This window comes from Acidovorax sp. NO-1 (assembly GCF_000238595.1).
GTDB lineage: Bacteria > Pseudomonadota > Gammaproteobacteria > Burkholderiales > Burkholderiaceae_C > Acidovorax.
The window spans coordinates 17782-30815 of sequence record NZ_AGTS01000074.1 but is presented as its reverse complement, the minus strand read 5'-3'; the positions used below and the strand labels follow the sequence as shown (position 1 = coordinate 30815).

The 13034-nt window shown below is 66.9% G+C and carries 12 protein-coding genes; 11 read left to right on the top strand and 1 reads right to left on the bottom strand.

Annotation, left to right across the window (positions count from 1 at the left end; genetic code table 11):
- Window position 1: 1 nt before the first annotated feature.
- The 9 genes from KYG_RS08685 to KYG_RS08645 are packed head-to-tail and all read left to right on the top strand — an operon-like array spanning window position 2 to window position 10164.
- The gene (locus tag KYG_RS08685) at window positions 2-2965 is read left to right on the top strand and encodes a molybdopterin cofactor-binding domain-containing protein (RefSeq protein WP_008904500.1); all 2964 of its coding nucleotides are present in this window, start codon (window positions 2-4) and stop codon (window positions 2963-2965) included.
- Window positions 2962-3792 carry a xanthine dehydrogenase family protein subunit M gene (locus KYG_RS08680; protein ID WP_008904499.1) on the top strand — a complete coding sequence of 277 codons (831 nt, stop codon included), beginning with the start codon at window positions 2962-2964 and terminating at the stop codon, window positions 3790-3792. Before KYG_RS08685 ends, KYG_RS08680 begins: the two co-directional genes overlap by 4 nt.
- A complete protein-coding gene (locus KYG_RS08675; RefSeq protein WP_008904498.1) occupies window positions 3789-4310 on the top strand; it encodes a (2Fe-2S)-binding protein in 522 nt (173 codons plus the stop codon). Before KYG_RS08680 ends, KYG_RS08675 begins: the two co-directional genes overlap by 4 nt.
- A gap of 3 nt (window positions 4311-4313) precedes the next feature.
- Window positions 4314-5891, top strand: coding sequence for an AMP-binding protein (locus tag KYG_RS08670; RefSeq protein WP_008904497.1), 1578 nt, complete (start codon window positions 4314-4316; stop codon window positions 5889-5891).
- A gap of 22 nt (window positions 5892-5913) precedes the next feature.
- Window positions 5914-7365, top strand: coding sequence for a UbiD family decarboxylase (locus tag KYG_RS08665; protein WP_008904496.1), 1452 nt, complete (start codon window positions 5914-5916; stop codon window positions 7363-7365).
- Entirely contained in the window at window positions 7362-7976 is a 615-nt protein-coding gene (locus KYG_RS08660; RefSeq protein ID WP_008904495.1) for a UbiX family flavin prenyltransferase, read from the top strand. The genes KYG_RS08665 and KYG_RS08660 overlap by 4 nt, the downstream gene beginning before the upstream one ends.
- A 34-nt stretch (window positions 7977-8010) precedes the next feature.
- Window positions 8011-8817, top strand: a complete 807-nt coding sequence (locus tag KYG_RS08655) for an enoyl-CoA hydratase/isomerase family protein (RefSeq protein WP_008904494.1) — start codon at window positions 8011-8013, stop codon at window positions 8815-8817.
- A gap of 30 nt (window positions 8818-8847) precedes the next feature.
- Window positions 8848-9285, top strand: coding sequence for a DUF2390 domain-containing protein (locus KYG_RS08650; protein ID WP_008904493.1), 438 nt, complete (start codon window positions 8848-8850; stop codon window positions 9283-9285).
- Window positions 9286-9315: 30 nt separating this feature from the next.
- Entirely contained in the window at window positions 9316-10164 is an 849-nt protein-coding gene (locus KYG_RS08645) for an AraC family transcriptional regulator (RefSeq protein ID WP_008904492.1), read from the top strand.
- Here KYG_RS08645 and KYG_RS08640 read toward each other — a convergent pair whose 3' ends face one another.
- Window positions 10165-10791: a TetR/AcrR family transcriptional regulator gene (locus tag KYG_RS08640; RefSeq protein WP_008904491.1), complete on the bottom strand. Its 627-nt coding sequence runs from the start codon at window positions 10789-10791 to the stop codon at window positions 10165-10167.
- 159 nt (window positions 10792-10950) lie between these two features.
- Between KYG_RS08640 and KYG_RS08635 the strand changes: the two genes are divergently transcribed.
- Both KYG_RS08635 and KYG_RS08630 read left to right on the top strand, forming a co-directional pair.
- Entirely contained in the window at window positions 10951-11769 is an 819-nt protein-coding gene (locus tag KYG_RS08635) for a hypothetical protein (RefSeq protein WP_008904490.1), read from the top strand.
- 258 nt (window positions 11770-12027) lie between these two features.
- Entirely contained in the window at window positions 12028-13008 is a 981-nt protein-coding gene (locus KYG_RS08630; RefSeq protein ID WP_008904489.1) for a TRAP transporter substrate-binding protein, read from the top strand.
- Window positions 13009-13034 lie beyond the last annotated feature (26 nt).

The following is a 13034-nucleotide window of genomic DNA, read 5'->3' as shown; positions in this document are numbered from 1 at the left end:
CATGCTTGAAACACCCACTCCCCACCTGGGCCGCCGCGCGCAGCGTGTCGAAGACCGCCCGCTGCTCACCGGCCGGGGCCGTTACGGTGACGATGCGCCCGTGCGTGCCGGCACGCTGCACGCTGCGGTGCTGCGCTCGCCCCATGCTCACGCCCGGCTGCTGGCCGTTCGCTCCGACAAGGCCATGGCCCTGCCCGGCGTGCGCGCCATCCTGACCGCCGCGGACGTGCAACGCTGGTCCAAGCCCTTCATCGTTGGCGTGAAGGCGCCGATGGAACTATGGGCCCTGGCCGTGGATAAGGTGCGCTACGTGGGCGAGCCGGTCGCCGTGGTGGTCGCCCAGAGCCGCTACATCGCGGAGGATGCGCTGGAGCTGCTGGAGGTCGACTACGAATCCCTGCCGCCGATCACGGACATACGCGCCGCGATCGCAGAAGGCGCTCCGGTGCTGCACGAGAAGGTGGGCAGCAATGTGGTGAGCGACCGGAGCTTCCGCTATGGCGACCCCGAACAGGCCTTCGCCAGCGCTCCGCACCGGGTTGCGCTCACGGTCGAATACCCGCGCAACTCCTGCACGCCGATCGAATGCGCGGTGGTGGTGGCGGAGTTCCTCTGCGAGGATGATGGCTACGACGTGCAGTCCAACTTCATGGGGCCGTTCTCGCTGCACACCGTGATGGCGATGGCACTGAAGGTTCCAGGCAACAAGCTGCGCCACCGCACCTTCCCGGATTCCGGCGGCAGCTTCGGGGTGAAGCAGGCCGTGCTCAATCCGGCCGTGCTGATGTGCCTGGCGGCGCGCAAGGCCGGCGCCCCGGTCAAGTGGGTGGAAGACCGGCTCGAGCACCTGACCGCCGCCACCTCGGCCACCGGCCGCCTGTGCCACGCGGCTGCGGCGGTCGAAGCCGACGGCCGCATCACCGCCCTGTCGCTGGACCAGTTCGACGACTGCGGCGGCTACCTGCGCGCGCCCGAGCCCGCCACCTTCTACCGCATGCACGGCTGCCTGACTGGCGCCTATGCCATCGCCAACCTCAGCGTGCGCAACCGGGTGGTGCTGACCAGCAAGACGCCCTCCGGCCTGGTGCGCGGCTTCGGCGGGCCGCAGGTGTACTTCGCGCTGGAACGCTTGGTGCAGCGCATCGCAGTTGAACTGAACATCGACCCGCTGGACGTCTACCGGCGCAACTTCATCCCCCGCGACGCGTTCCCCTACCGCGCGGCTGCCGGGGCGCTGATCGACTCCGGCGACTACCAGCGAGCCTTGGAACTGGCGCTGCACGAGGGCGGCCTGGCCGAGCTGCGCCAGCGCCAGGCGGCCGCCCGCGCCGAGGGCCGGCTATACGGCATCGGCTTCGCTGCCATCGTGGAGCCCTCCGTCTCCAACATGGGCTACATCACGACGGTGCTGCCCCGCGAGCAGCGCGCCAAGGCCGGGCCGAAGAACGGCGCCATCGCTGCCGCCACCGTCAGCATCGACCCGCTGGGCGGCGTGACGGTGGTCATCGCTTCCGCGCCGGCCGGCCAGGGCCACCGCACCGTGTGCGCCCAGCTGGCGGCCGACGTGTTCGGCGTCGATCCGGACGACGTGGCTGTGAACGTGGAGTTCGACACCGCCAAGGACGCCTGGTCGGTCGCGGCCGGCAACTACTCCAGCCGCTTCGCCGGTGCCGTGGCCGGCACGCTGCACATTGCTTGCCAGCGCCTGCGCGACAAGCTGGCGCGTATCGCCGCCGCGCAGTTCGGATGCGAGCCCGACCAGGTGGTTTTTGCCGGCGGCAAGATCTATCCCAAGGACGCGCCCGAACGCGGCCAGCCCTTTGGCCGGCTGGCTGCCAGCCCGCACTGGGCGCCCGGCCTGCTGCCCGAGGGCGAGCCCCTGGGCTTGCGCGAAACGGCTTTCTGGTCACCGCCGCAGCTGACCGCCCCGGACGAGGACGACCGCGTCAACACCTCGGCGGCCTACGGCTTCGCCTTCGACATCTGCGCCGTCGAGGTGGATCGCGCCACCGGCCGGGTGCGCATTGACCGCTACGTGACCACGCACGACGCCGGCACCCTGCTGAACCCGGCCCTGGCCGACGGCCAGATCCGCGGCGCCTTCGCCCAGGGACTGGGCGCGGCGCTGATGGAGGAGTTCCGCTATGGCAGCGACGGCAGCTTCCAGTCCGGCACCTTCGCCGACTACCTGGTTCCCACCACCTGCGAGGTGCCCGACCCGATCATCGTGCACTTGGAAACTCCCAGCCCCTTCACGCCGCTGGGCGCCAAGGGACTGGGCGAGGGCAACAACATGAGCACGCCGCCCTGCATCGCCAACGCGGTGGCCGACGCGCTCGGCGTGGCCAACGTCACGCTGCCGCTGACGCCCTCGCGCGTGATGGACCTGCTGGGCATGGACGATCCGCCGCCCTCCCGGGGCGCGGCGCCGGCCCGGCCCGCGGGCGGCAAGGCCGGCAAGGCCCTGGCGGCGCAAGGCGAGATCCTGCTGCCGGCCGAACCCGAGTCGGTGTTCGCCGTGCTGCTGGACCCGGCGGCCCTGGCCAAGGTCATCCCCGGCTGCCATGCACTGCATCAGACCGGCCCCAATCGTTACCGCGCGGACGTGACGGTGGGCGTGGGCATGATCAAGGCGCGCTATGCCGCCGAGATCGCGCTGAGCGACCTGGAGCCGCCGCGCCGCCTGCGGCTGGCCGGCTCCGGCCTGTCCAGCATGGGCGCGGCCAAGGGCAGCGGCCTGGTCACGCTCGAGCCCAGGGATGGCGGCACGCTGCTGCGCTACGACTACGAGGCCGAGGTCTCGGGCAAGGTGGCGGCCGTGGGCGGCCGCATGCTGGAGGGCGCGGCCAAGATCGTGCTGCGGCAACTGTTCGAACAACTCGGCCGGCAGGCGGGCGGCAAGGGCGCCACGCCTTCGGGCTCATGGTGGGAGCGCTTGCTGGCCCGCCTGGGAGTGGCACGATGAAGCCGGCGGCCTTCGACTACGTGCGCGCGGAAACCGCCGACGAGGCGGTGCAGCAGCTCAAGGCGCTCGGCCCCGAGGCGCGGATCCTGGCCGGCGGCCAATCGCTGATGGCCGTGCTCAACATGCGGCTGGCGCAGCCCAGCGTGCTGATCGACATCTCGCGCACTGACGATCTGGACTTCGTGCGCAGCGAAGGCGGCATGCTGGCCGTGGGCGCGGCGGCCACGCAAGCGAGCGTGGAATGGCGCTCGGCCCTGGCGCGGGAAGTGCCGCTGCTGGCGCAGGCCTTCCCCTTCATCTCGCATTTCCAGGTGCGCAACCGCGGCACCGTGTGCGGCTCGGTGGCCCATGCCGACCCCAGCGCCGAGATTCCGCTGGTGCTGCTGGCGCTGGGCGGCGAGGTGGTGCTGCGCAACGCCAGGAAGCGCCGCACCCTGCCCGCGAGCGAATTCTTCCAGGGCATGCTGATGACGGCGCGCGCGCCCGACGAACTGGTCGAGCAGGTGCGCTTCCCGCTGGCCCAGGCGGGCCAGCGCAGCGCCTTCACGGAGTTTTCGGCCCGCCATGGCGACTTCGCCATCGTTTCGGCGGCCGCCGTGCGCGACGCGCGCGGCCTTTGCCTCGCCATCGGCGGGGTGTCGGACCGGCCGCGCCTGGCGCAGTGGCCGGCCGGCCTGCGCGGCGCCGACCTGGACAGCGCCCTCAACGATTTCGCCTGGGAGCTCGAAGCCCAGGACGACGCGCATGCCAGCGCCACCTTCCGCCGCCACCTCGTGCGCCAGCTCGGCGCGCAGGTGATCGCCCAAGTCACGGAGACCTCCCGATGAAACAGTGCAGCCGCGACCAACAGCACACCGTGCGCCTGACGCTCAACGGCGCCGCCCGCAGCGCAGCCTGCGAGCCGCGCATGCTGCTGTCCGACTTCCTGCGCGAAGGGCTGGGCGCGACCGGCACACACGTGGGCTGCGAGCACGGCGTGTGCGGTGCCTGCACCGTGCAGATCGACGGCGTGGCCGGCCGCTCCTGCCTGACGCTGGCGCTGCAGGTCGACGGCCGCCGCGTCGACACCGTCGAAGGCCTGTGCGATGCGGACGGACCGATGTCCGACCTGCAGCAGGCCTTCAAGCGCCACCACGCCCTGCAGTGCGGCTTCTGCACCGCCGGCATCCTCATGAGCTGCGACGACTACCTGCGCCGCGTCCCGGATCCCAGCGAAGCCCAGGTGCGCGACATGCTATCGGGCCATCTTTGCCGCTGCACCGGCTACACGCCCATCGTGGCGGCGGTGCTCGAAACCGCGTCGCTGCGCCGCCAGGCCGCGACCACCCCCCACCCCGGAGACTGATCCATGCTCGACCTCGGTACGACCTTCCTACAAAGCGTCGAACGCAGCCCGCACGCGCTTGCCCTAGTGGACAGCGGCGTGCGTCTCACCTATGCGCAGTGGCATGAGCAGATCGGCCGCACCGTGACGGGTCTGCAGCGCCTGGGACTGGGCCGGGGCGACCGGCTGCTGTCGCTGCTGCAGAACCGCCACCAGGCGGCCACGCTGCACTGGGCCTGCCAGTTCCTGGGCGTGGTGATCGTGCCGCTGAACTGGCGCGCCAAGTCCGACGAGATCGACTACTGCCTGGCGGACGCCGAGGCCAAGGCGGTGTTCTTCGACGCCTCCAGCGAGGAGGCCACCGGTGCCAGCGGCGGCGCGCGCGCGCTGCCGCGCATCGGCGTCGGCCCGCTCGAAAGCAAGGATTCCACCTGCGATTGGGAGGCCCTGCTGGCCGGCCCGGCGTCGCCCCTGCAGGCCGCGGTCGATGCCGAGGACCTGTCGCTGATGCTCTACACATCTGGCACCACCGGCAAGCCCAAGGGCGTGCCCCGCCGGCATCGCCAGGAGCGCGCCGCGGCGCTGGCGCACGTGGCGCAGAACCTCTACCGCCGCGGCGAACGCACGCTGGGCGTGATGCCCCTGTACCACACGATGGGCGTGCGCTCCCTGCTCGCCATGGCCCTGATCGACGGCGTGTTCGTGTGCATGCCCCGCTTCGACACGCAGGGGGCGCTGGACCTGATCGAGGCCGAGCGCCTGACCTGCCTGTACCTGGTGCCCACGCTCTACCACGACGTGCTGACGCAGCGTGAGCGCTCCGGGCGCGGCAGCGGCCCCGGCCCCGACATCGCCTCGGTGAAGAAGCTGGGCTTTGCCGGCGCCCCCATGCACGACGCGCTGCTCAAGCGCCTGCAGGCGGCCTTCGAGCCCGAGCTCTTCGTCAACCACTACGGCTCCTCGGAGGTCTACACCTTCTCGATCGACCAGCAGGCGCTGGACAAGCCCGGCAGCGCCGGCCGGGCCGGCATCAACACCCGGCTGCGCGTGGTGCGCCTGGACGCTGGCGACGTCGACGCCCGCGTCGGTCCCGGGGTGGAGGGCCAGATCATTGCCGACCTGCGCGGCGACGAAGCCTTCGAGGGCTACTGGAAACGCGAGGACGCCAACGCCAAGTCGCTGCGCAGCGGCTGGTACTTCACCGGCGACACCGGCTACCTCGACGAGGACGGCGACCTGTTCGTCACCGGCCGGGTGGACGACATGATCATCAGCGGCGGCGAGAACATCTCACCGGTCGACATCGAGTCGGTGATCTCGCTGTGCCCCGGCGTCGGCGAAGTGGCCGTGGCCGGGCTGTCGGACGAGCGCTGGGGGCAGCGGGTCGTGGCGTTCGTCACCACCCGCGATGGCGGGGCGCCGCTGGATGCGCATGCGCTGGACGCTCATTGCCGCAGCTCCGACCTGCCTAACTTCAAGCGGCCGCGCGAATACGTGTTCGTCGCCGAAATTCCCAAATCCCCCGTCGGCAAGGTGCTGCGCCGCAAGCTCGTGGCGGGTGAGTACACGCCCCTGCCGGCCGGCGAAGACCGTTCCGCCTGATCCCACTTCTCCCCGCACGCTTATGACCACTTCCGCCCCCGCCCTTTTCACCGACCTGCGTCGCTGGCTCGCCCACCTGTCCGACACCGGCCGCCTGGCCGTCATCCACGAAGGTGTGAAGCTCGAACACCAGCTGGCCGCCATCGCCAAGCGGCTCGACGGCCGGCAAGCGGTCTATTTCCCCCGGCCCGGCGGGCATGACATGCCAGTGGTGTCGGGCTTCATGTCGCGCCGCGGCTGGATTGCCGAAGCCATGGGCGTGACCGAGTCGCAACTGCTGCAGCGCTTCCGCCAGGCCGCCGAGAACCCGCTGCCCTGGCGGGAGGTGCCGACGGGCGAGGCACTCTGCCAGCAGGTGGTGCAAAAGAGCGTCGATCCGCGCGAGGTGTTGCCCATACCAACCCACAGCGAGCACGACAACGGCCCCTACATCACCGCCGGCCTGGTGATCGCCCGAAACCCTAAGACGGGGGCGCAGAACGTTTCGATCAACCGGATCCAGGTCCACTCCAAGGAGCGCATGGCGATCCTGATGCTGCCGCGCCACCTCTGGGCCTTCTACAAGGAAGCCGAAGCGCGTCAGCAGCCGCTGGACGTTGCGGTGGTGATCGGCGTCGACCCGCTCACGCTGCTGGCCTCGCAGGCCATCGCCCCGCTCGATTGCGACGAGCTGGAGATAGCCGGCGCCCTGCACGGCGCCCCGTTGCGCGTGGTCAAGTGCCTCACCAATGATGTGCGCGTGCCGGCCGACGCCGAGGTGGTGATCGAAGGACGCATCCTGCCGGGCGTGAAGGAGCTGGAAGGCCCCTTCGGCGAGTTTCCCAAGTACTACAGCGCGCGAGAGCACCGCGAGGTGATCCAGGTGGACGCCATCACCCACCGCCGCGATCCGGTCTTCCACACGATTGTCCCCGCCGAGATGGAGCACCTCCTGCTGGGTTCCATCCCGCGCGAGGCGACGCTGCTGGCCCACCTGCAGCGCAGCTTCCCCAACGTGCTGGACGTCCATCTGTCGATTGGCGGTGTGGGCCGCTACCACCTGTTCGTCAAGATCCGGAAGACCCACGAGGGCCAGCCCAAGAACGTGATCTGCGCAGCGTTCGGCGCGCACTACGACATCAAGCAGGTAGTGGTCGTGGACGACGACGTGGAGGTGCACGACCCGCTGCAGGTGGAATGGGCAGTGGCCACGCGCTTTCAGGCCGACCGGGACCTGGTCGTGATCGCCGGGGCGCAAGGCTCGGTGCTTGATCCTTCCACCACGGTGGGCCAGGAGTTCGGCGAGAACAGCGCGCCGCCATCCCACGTGCAGGGCATCAGCGCCAAGATGGGCCTGGACGCCACCAAGCCCGTGGTCTACCACGAGCATGTCTTCACCAAAGTGCGCGTGCCGGGTGAGGACACCGAGGACCTGGACGCGCTGATCGACCCGTCGGCCCGCGTCGATTTTCACACAGGCAAGGTGCAAAGATGACCACAAAGCGCCTGATCGTGGCGATCACCGGTGCCAGCGGCGCCATTTACGGCATCCGCCTTCTGCAGGTGCTGCGTACGCTGCCCGGCTGGGAGACGCACCTGGTGCTGTCCGCATCCGGCGCGCTCACCGCGGCTCAAGAGGTGGACCTTAAGCGCAGCGAGATCGAGGCTCTGGCCGACGAGGTGCACAGCGTCAAGGACATCGGTGCCGCCGTCTCCAGTGGCTCTTTTCACACCGCTGGTATGGTGGTGGCGCCCTGCTCGATGAAGACATTGGCCGGCATCGCGCATGGGCTGGGCGACAACCTGGTTAATCGCGCCGCAGACGTGGTACTGAAGGAACGCCGCCGCCTGGTGCTCCTGGCGCGCGAGACGCCCCTGAACCTGGCGCACCTGCGCAACATGGCCGCCGTGACGGAGATGGGCGCCATAGTGTTCCCACCCGTGCCGGCGTTCTACGTCCGCCCCGCGTCGCTCGATGACATGGTCAACCACACCGTCGGCCGCGTGCTGGACCTTTTCGACGTTGAGCACACCGATCTCGTCACACGCTGGGAGGGCCTGCGCCAGCCTCAGCCGGCCGCCCTGGTGCGCATGCCCAATCCCTGAATCCTCTTCTTCCATCGATCCCCAGGAGACCTTTATGACCCAACTGACCCACCCGGCCCAAACCCTGCTCGAACATCTGGACGGCTTCAGCGTTCAGATTGACGCCGCGCGCGAGCGTGCAGACATCGTGCTGCACCGTCCGCCCTACAACATCATCTCCATGGCCCAGCGCGACCAGCTGCGGCTGGTGTTCGAGTCGCTGGACGAGAACCCGGCCGTGCGGGTGATCGTGCTGCGCGCTCAAGGCGAGCACTTCTCCAGTGGTGGCGACATTAAGGGCTTCTTGGAAGCCTCCCCGGAGCACGTCTCCAAGCTGGCCTGGAACATCGCGGCCCCCGCTCGTTGCAGCAAGCCGGTGATCGCTGCCAACCGGGGCTACTGCTTCGGCGTCGGCTTCGAGATTTCGCTGGCCTGCGACTTCCGCCTGGTGACCGAAACCACGCGCTACGCCTTGCCCGAACAGAAGCTGGGCCAGATTCCTGGCTCCGGCGGATCGGCACGCCTGCAAAAGATGGTGGGCATCACCCGCACCAAGGACATCGTGATGCGCTCGCGCCGAATTCCGGGCCAGCAGGCGTACGAATGGGGCGTGGCCACCGAATGCGTGCCCGATTCCGAGCTGGAAGCGGCTACCGATCGCCTGGTCGACGAGCTGCGCGCTTTCTCGCCGATTGCGCAACGCACCGCCAAGAAGCTGCTGAACGACACCGAAGATTCCACGCTGACCGTGGCCATCGAGCTGGAAGGCCATTGCTACAGCCGGCTGCGCAGCTCCGATGACTTCCGCGAGGGCGTCGAGGCCTTCCACGGCAAACGCAATCCCAACTTCATCGGTTCCTGAACGTCGTTCGGATTCGAAGCGCTGCCTCCCATGAACCATGTAAAACCCGTCAGCAGGCAGGATGCGTGGAACTTCATCGTGGCACGCTATCGCGACCTCACACCCGACGAGTTGAAGTATCTCCACGGACAGCAGGATGCGCATGGGCTGGACATCGTGCTGCATCTGTTTCAGGCGTACTCGGCGTTGCGGCTCGGACGATCACTCACGCCAGACGAAGTCGCCTCCGCCGGATCGCAGATCGCCGGTTGGCGCTCCGAAGTGATCTTGCCCCTGCGGCGACTGCATCGGGCGCTGAAGGATCCGCCCGGCTTCGCTCCAGTCCCGCCGGAAAGTGCACAGGCGCTTCGTATCCTCATAGCCCGGGCAGAACTGGAAGCCGAGCAGGTCGAGTTGTACGCGCTGTGCGATTGGCTTTCTTCGATGGCGGCCGCGCAGATCCATGGCGCCGACCAGCCCCATCGGTGAAGCGTTGGCCACGTTTCCTCAGGAGGATCGATGACGAAAGCACTCAGGATCGCGCAGGGCGGATTCGGACGCCTGGCACTGCTCGACATGGACACCCCGCTGGTTTCGCATGCGCACTCACAGTGCCACGTGATCTTAAAAGCCAGCGGCGCCGATTCCGCGTTTTACGTCAGCGAGGAGCGGCTACCGGTCACCGACCGAACCGCCATCCTGGTGAATGCCTGGGAGCCGCACTACTTCTACAGCGAGCCGGACTTTCCGCGCACCGTCTACCTGGCGCTGTACATCGAACCCCGGTGGCTGGCGACGCTGCACGACCCGCTGCGTCTGGCGGCCCATCCCCGCTTCTTCCCGCGGCCCTGCGTGCAAATCACGCCCCGCATCCGCAAGCTGGCGGATGATCTGATCGGTGATCTGATGTCGCCGATCCCGATGAAGCAGGAGCGCCTGGAGATCGCCTTGTTCGACCTGATGCTGGCGGTCAGCGAACAGTTCTCTGCGTTGGAGAGCATCCAGGACCTGATGCGGCCGGAAGGGTTGCGACTGCCCGATTCGCGCATCCAGCGCGCGCTTAACCACATTAGCGAATACTTGGATCAGGCTCTGGATGCGGACCGGTTGGCCGCCTCCGCGCACCTGTCGCGCGCGCAGTTCTTCGTGCGCTTTCGCCGCTGCACCGGGATGACGCCACACGTCTACGTCAACACCTTGCGGGCCGAAACCGCCTGTCTTCAGCTGGCGCAGGTGGACGAACGAACCAGCCTCGGGCGACTCGCGGAAGACCTGGGTTTTTCCGACCAGGGCCACTTCACGCGCTTCTTCCGTGGCCAGATCGGCGTGACGCCCAGCGAGTACCGGCGCGTGGTGCAGGCGTATTGACTACTTGAGCTTTTCCAAAGTTCCCGCAGAAGGAACACAGACGAGCATTGCCTCGTAGGTGTCGAGAATGTTGTCCAGTGTGAATTTGCGCGTCCACAGGCGCGACGACGCGGGCGCGTCGTCAGCCGGCGCTTCCTTGATCGAGAAAACCGTCGTCGTGTAGATCGCCACTAGTGACATGCGCTGTTCTAGCACCGGGGTAGGGATGTGGGCGAGCAGATTGCGGAAATGCTCGAGGCAGCGGCGATAGCCGGTATTCCACTTGGCGCCAATGTGGGCGCGGAAAAGCTCGCGATGCGTGAGCTGCACGTTCGACAGGAAGCGCAGGTAGGTGCTGCCTTCGGCTTCGGTCACCGTCAGTTGGTACACCGGCCGGACGAAGGCGTCCAGTACGTCACGCACATGGCGCGGGCCACCGTCCGCGGCCATCTGGTCGAGAAGGGCCAGGCGGAAGGCATCTACCTTCTGCGCGCCGTCGACCAGCAGCTCGCCGATCAATTCGTCCTTCGATCCGAAGTGGTACTGCAGCGAAGCCTTGTTGCGCTGCCCGGCCGCCGCAATGATATCGGCCACCGTGACGCCGTCGATGCCGTGCTGCGCGAACAGGCGCTGTGCAACGGCCTTCATCCGAACCTTCGTTTCCCTTCCGTCCGAGCGCACGGGTTTCAATGTTGACATTGTTAGTTAATTGTGTAGCCTTAATTAAGGCAGTGTACTTAAATCAATGCCGAAAGGCCAGTCCGGTGCGTCCGTGCCGGATTGCTGTGCGAAATGAAAGGAATCATCATGAATCGCGAAGAGGAAATCGTTGCACGATCCCTGTCCTACAGGAAGCAATACGTGGAAGACACCCCCGGCTGGTACCGCGGCGAGCTGCACCTAGGCTTCACGCTGGCGTTCACCATCGGTGTGGTCTGGTATTGCGCAGCGCAACTGCAGAACACGACCTGGCAGGAATGGCTGTTCGTCGTGATTCCGATGTTTCTGTTCGGGAACTGGGCGGAGTGGGCCGGGCACCGCTATTTGTTGCACAGCCCCAAGAGCTGGATCAAGCCGGCCTACAAGCGCCACGTCGCGACCCACCACCAGTTCTTCTCCCACAAGACGCTCGATTACAACGGACACAAGGAGTGGCGCGCGTTGCTGTTCCCGCCATTTGCGCCCGTGCTGTTTGTGCTGGCGGCTCTGCCGGCGGCCCTGCTGATCGGCAACCTGTGGTCTGCCAACGCGGGGTACATCGCCATGCTGACGATGGCGTCGTACTTCCTGATGTACGAAGGCCTGCATACCTTGTCGCACCTCGAGCACCCGATTCTGGATCGCCTGCCGCTGGTCAACACGGTGCGGCGCATGCATGTACTTCATCATAACCCTGACTTCATGCACACCCGCAACTTCAACCTCACCTTCCCCATCTGCGATGCGCTGTTCGGGACCAGCGACCTGGACAAGGGGGTGCTGGGTACGCTGTTCAACGGCATGTCGGATGAGGCGCGCAAGGCGGAAGACAAGGCAAAGCTCGTTGCCCAGCAAAACGAACGCGCAAGCACGGTTGCCGAAGCCGAGCCGGCTAGCACCGTGCCGGCCGCGCAGGCGCGTGCCTGAGTTTTGCTCTTGTTCTAACGTGCAAAGGCGAGGGCGCGCGGCGTTCCTCGCCTTTGCCGTTTGCGCTGGGCGATGCTGCGGTTGCACATCGATCCAGACTCTATGGCAAAAAATCAGAGCCTGGGCCAATGCCCGCGAGAGGGCGGCCCGGTAAAGTCGGATACATATAAAGAGCCGCGGTATTTTTTCGTGATGCACGGCGAAACAAGAAACGACGCAAAGAGCGCATCACGCGCTCACCAATCCAAGGAGAAGACAATGCAATTGAAGAAGCTGCTGACCATTTTCGCCGTTGCGCTGGGCACGACCCTGAGCGCTGCGGCCGGAGCAAAGGAATTGAAGGTAGGCCTGATCGTTCCGGCCACCCATGAGTGGACCAAGGCCGCCGCCGCGATGGGCGAGGAGCTCAAGCAAAAGTCCAACGGCAAGTATTCGGTCGCGACCTTCCCGGCCGGCCAGCTGGGCAGCGAAGCGCAGATGATGCAGCAGCTACAGACCGGCGCGCTCGACATGGCCTTCATGACGGTTGCCGAAGTGACCAACCGCGTGCCGGACATGAGCGTGCTGTTCGCACCGTACCTGGTCAAGGATTACCGCCAGGCCGAAATCCTGCTCAACGGCCCCACCGCCCAAAAGATGCTCGAGCGTCTGCCGCGTGAAGTCGGCGCAGTGGGTCTGGGCTACGGCGTTGCATCGATGCGCCTGATGCTCAATGCATTCCCGACCAATAGCGGTGCCGACCTGAAGGGTCGTAAGATGCGCATCACGCCGTTCCCGCCGGTGCGTGACTTCTACCAGTTGCTGGGTGCCGCTTCGACCCCGATGCCGCTGACCGACGTGTACGACTCGCTGGCCAACGGCCAGGTCGATGGCGTGGATGCGGATGCCGAACTGGTGTGGCGCATGAAGTTCTTCGAGCGCGGCAACACCTTGGTGCACTCGAGCCACATGATGTTCCCCGTCGTCGGCCTGATTTCCGGACGCCTGTGGCAGCAACTGACACCCGCCGACCGCGAGCTGATTGCCACCTCCGCACGCAAGCACCTCAACAGCCTGTTCTCGACCTATACCTCGGTGGAGGCCGAAATGCTGAAGAACATCGAAGGCACGAAGAAAATCAAGGTGGTGAAGGCCGGTCCCGAGTTCTTCGGCGACGTTCCGCAGAAGTGGGAAGAAATCTGGCTCAAGCGCGCGCCTGTCCTGGCTGACCTGCGCAAGGAAGTCGCCGCCATCAAGTAAGACCGGGTCACGGTTCTTGCGCTCGG

Coding starts and splice junctions, on each gene's coding strand:
- KYG_RS08675 (WP_008904498.1), top strand. CDS start 3,789: ATGAAACAGTGCAGCCGCGACCAACAGCACACCGTGCGCCTGACGCTC.
- KYG_RS08685 (WP_008904500.1), top strand. CDS start 2: ATGCTTGAAACACCCACTCCCCACCTGGGCCGCCGCGCGCAGCGTGTC.
- KYG_RS08635 (WP_008904490.1), top strand. CDS start 10,951: ATGAATCGCGAAGAGGAAATCGTTGCACGATCCCTGTCCTACAGGAAG.
- KYG_RS08645 (WP_008904492.1), top strand. CDS start 9,316: ATGACGAAAGCACTCAGGATCGCGCAGGGCGGATTCGGACGCCTGGCA.
- KYG_RS08665 (WP_008904496.1), top strand. CDS start 5,914: ATGACCACTTCCGCCCCCGCCCTTTTCACCGACCTGCGTCGCTGGCTC.
- KYG_RS08660 (WP_008904495.1), top strand. CDS start 7,362: ATGACCACAAAGCGCCTGATCGTGGCGATCACCGGTGCCAGCGGCGCC.
- KYG_RS08670 (WP_008904497.1), top strand. CDS start 4,314: ATGCTCGACCTCGGTACGACCTTCCTACAAAGCGTCGAACGCAGCCCG.
- KYG_RS08640 (WP_008904491.1), bottom strand. CDS start 10,791: ATGAAGGCCGTTGCACAGCGCCTGTTCGCGCAGCACGGCATCGACGGC.
- KYG_RS08655 (WP_008904494.1), top strand. CDS start 8,011: ATGACCCAACTGACCCACCCGGCCCAAACCCTGCTCGAACATCTGGAC.
- KYG_RS08680 (WP_008904499.1), top strand. CDS start 2,962: ATGAAGCCGGCGGCCTTCGACTACGTGCGCGCGGAAACCGCCGACGAG.
- KYG_RS08650 (WP_008904493.1), top strand. CDS start 8,848: ATGAACCATGTAAAACCCGTCAGCAGGCAGGATGCGTGGAACTTCATC.
- KYG_RS08630 (WP_008904489.1), top strand. CDS start 12,028: ATGCAATTGAAGAAGCTGCTGACCATTTTCGCCGTTGCGCTGGGCACG.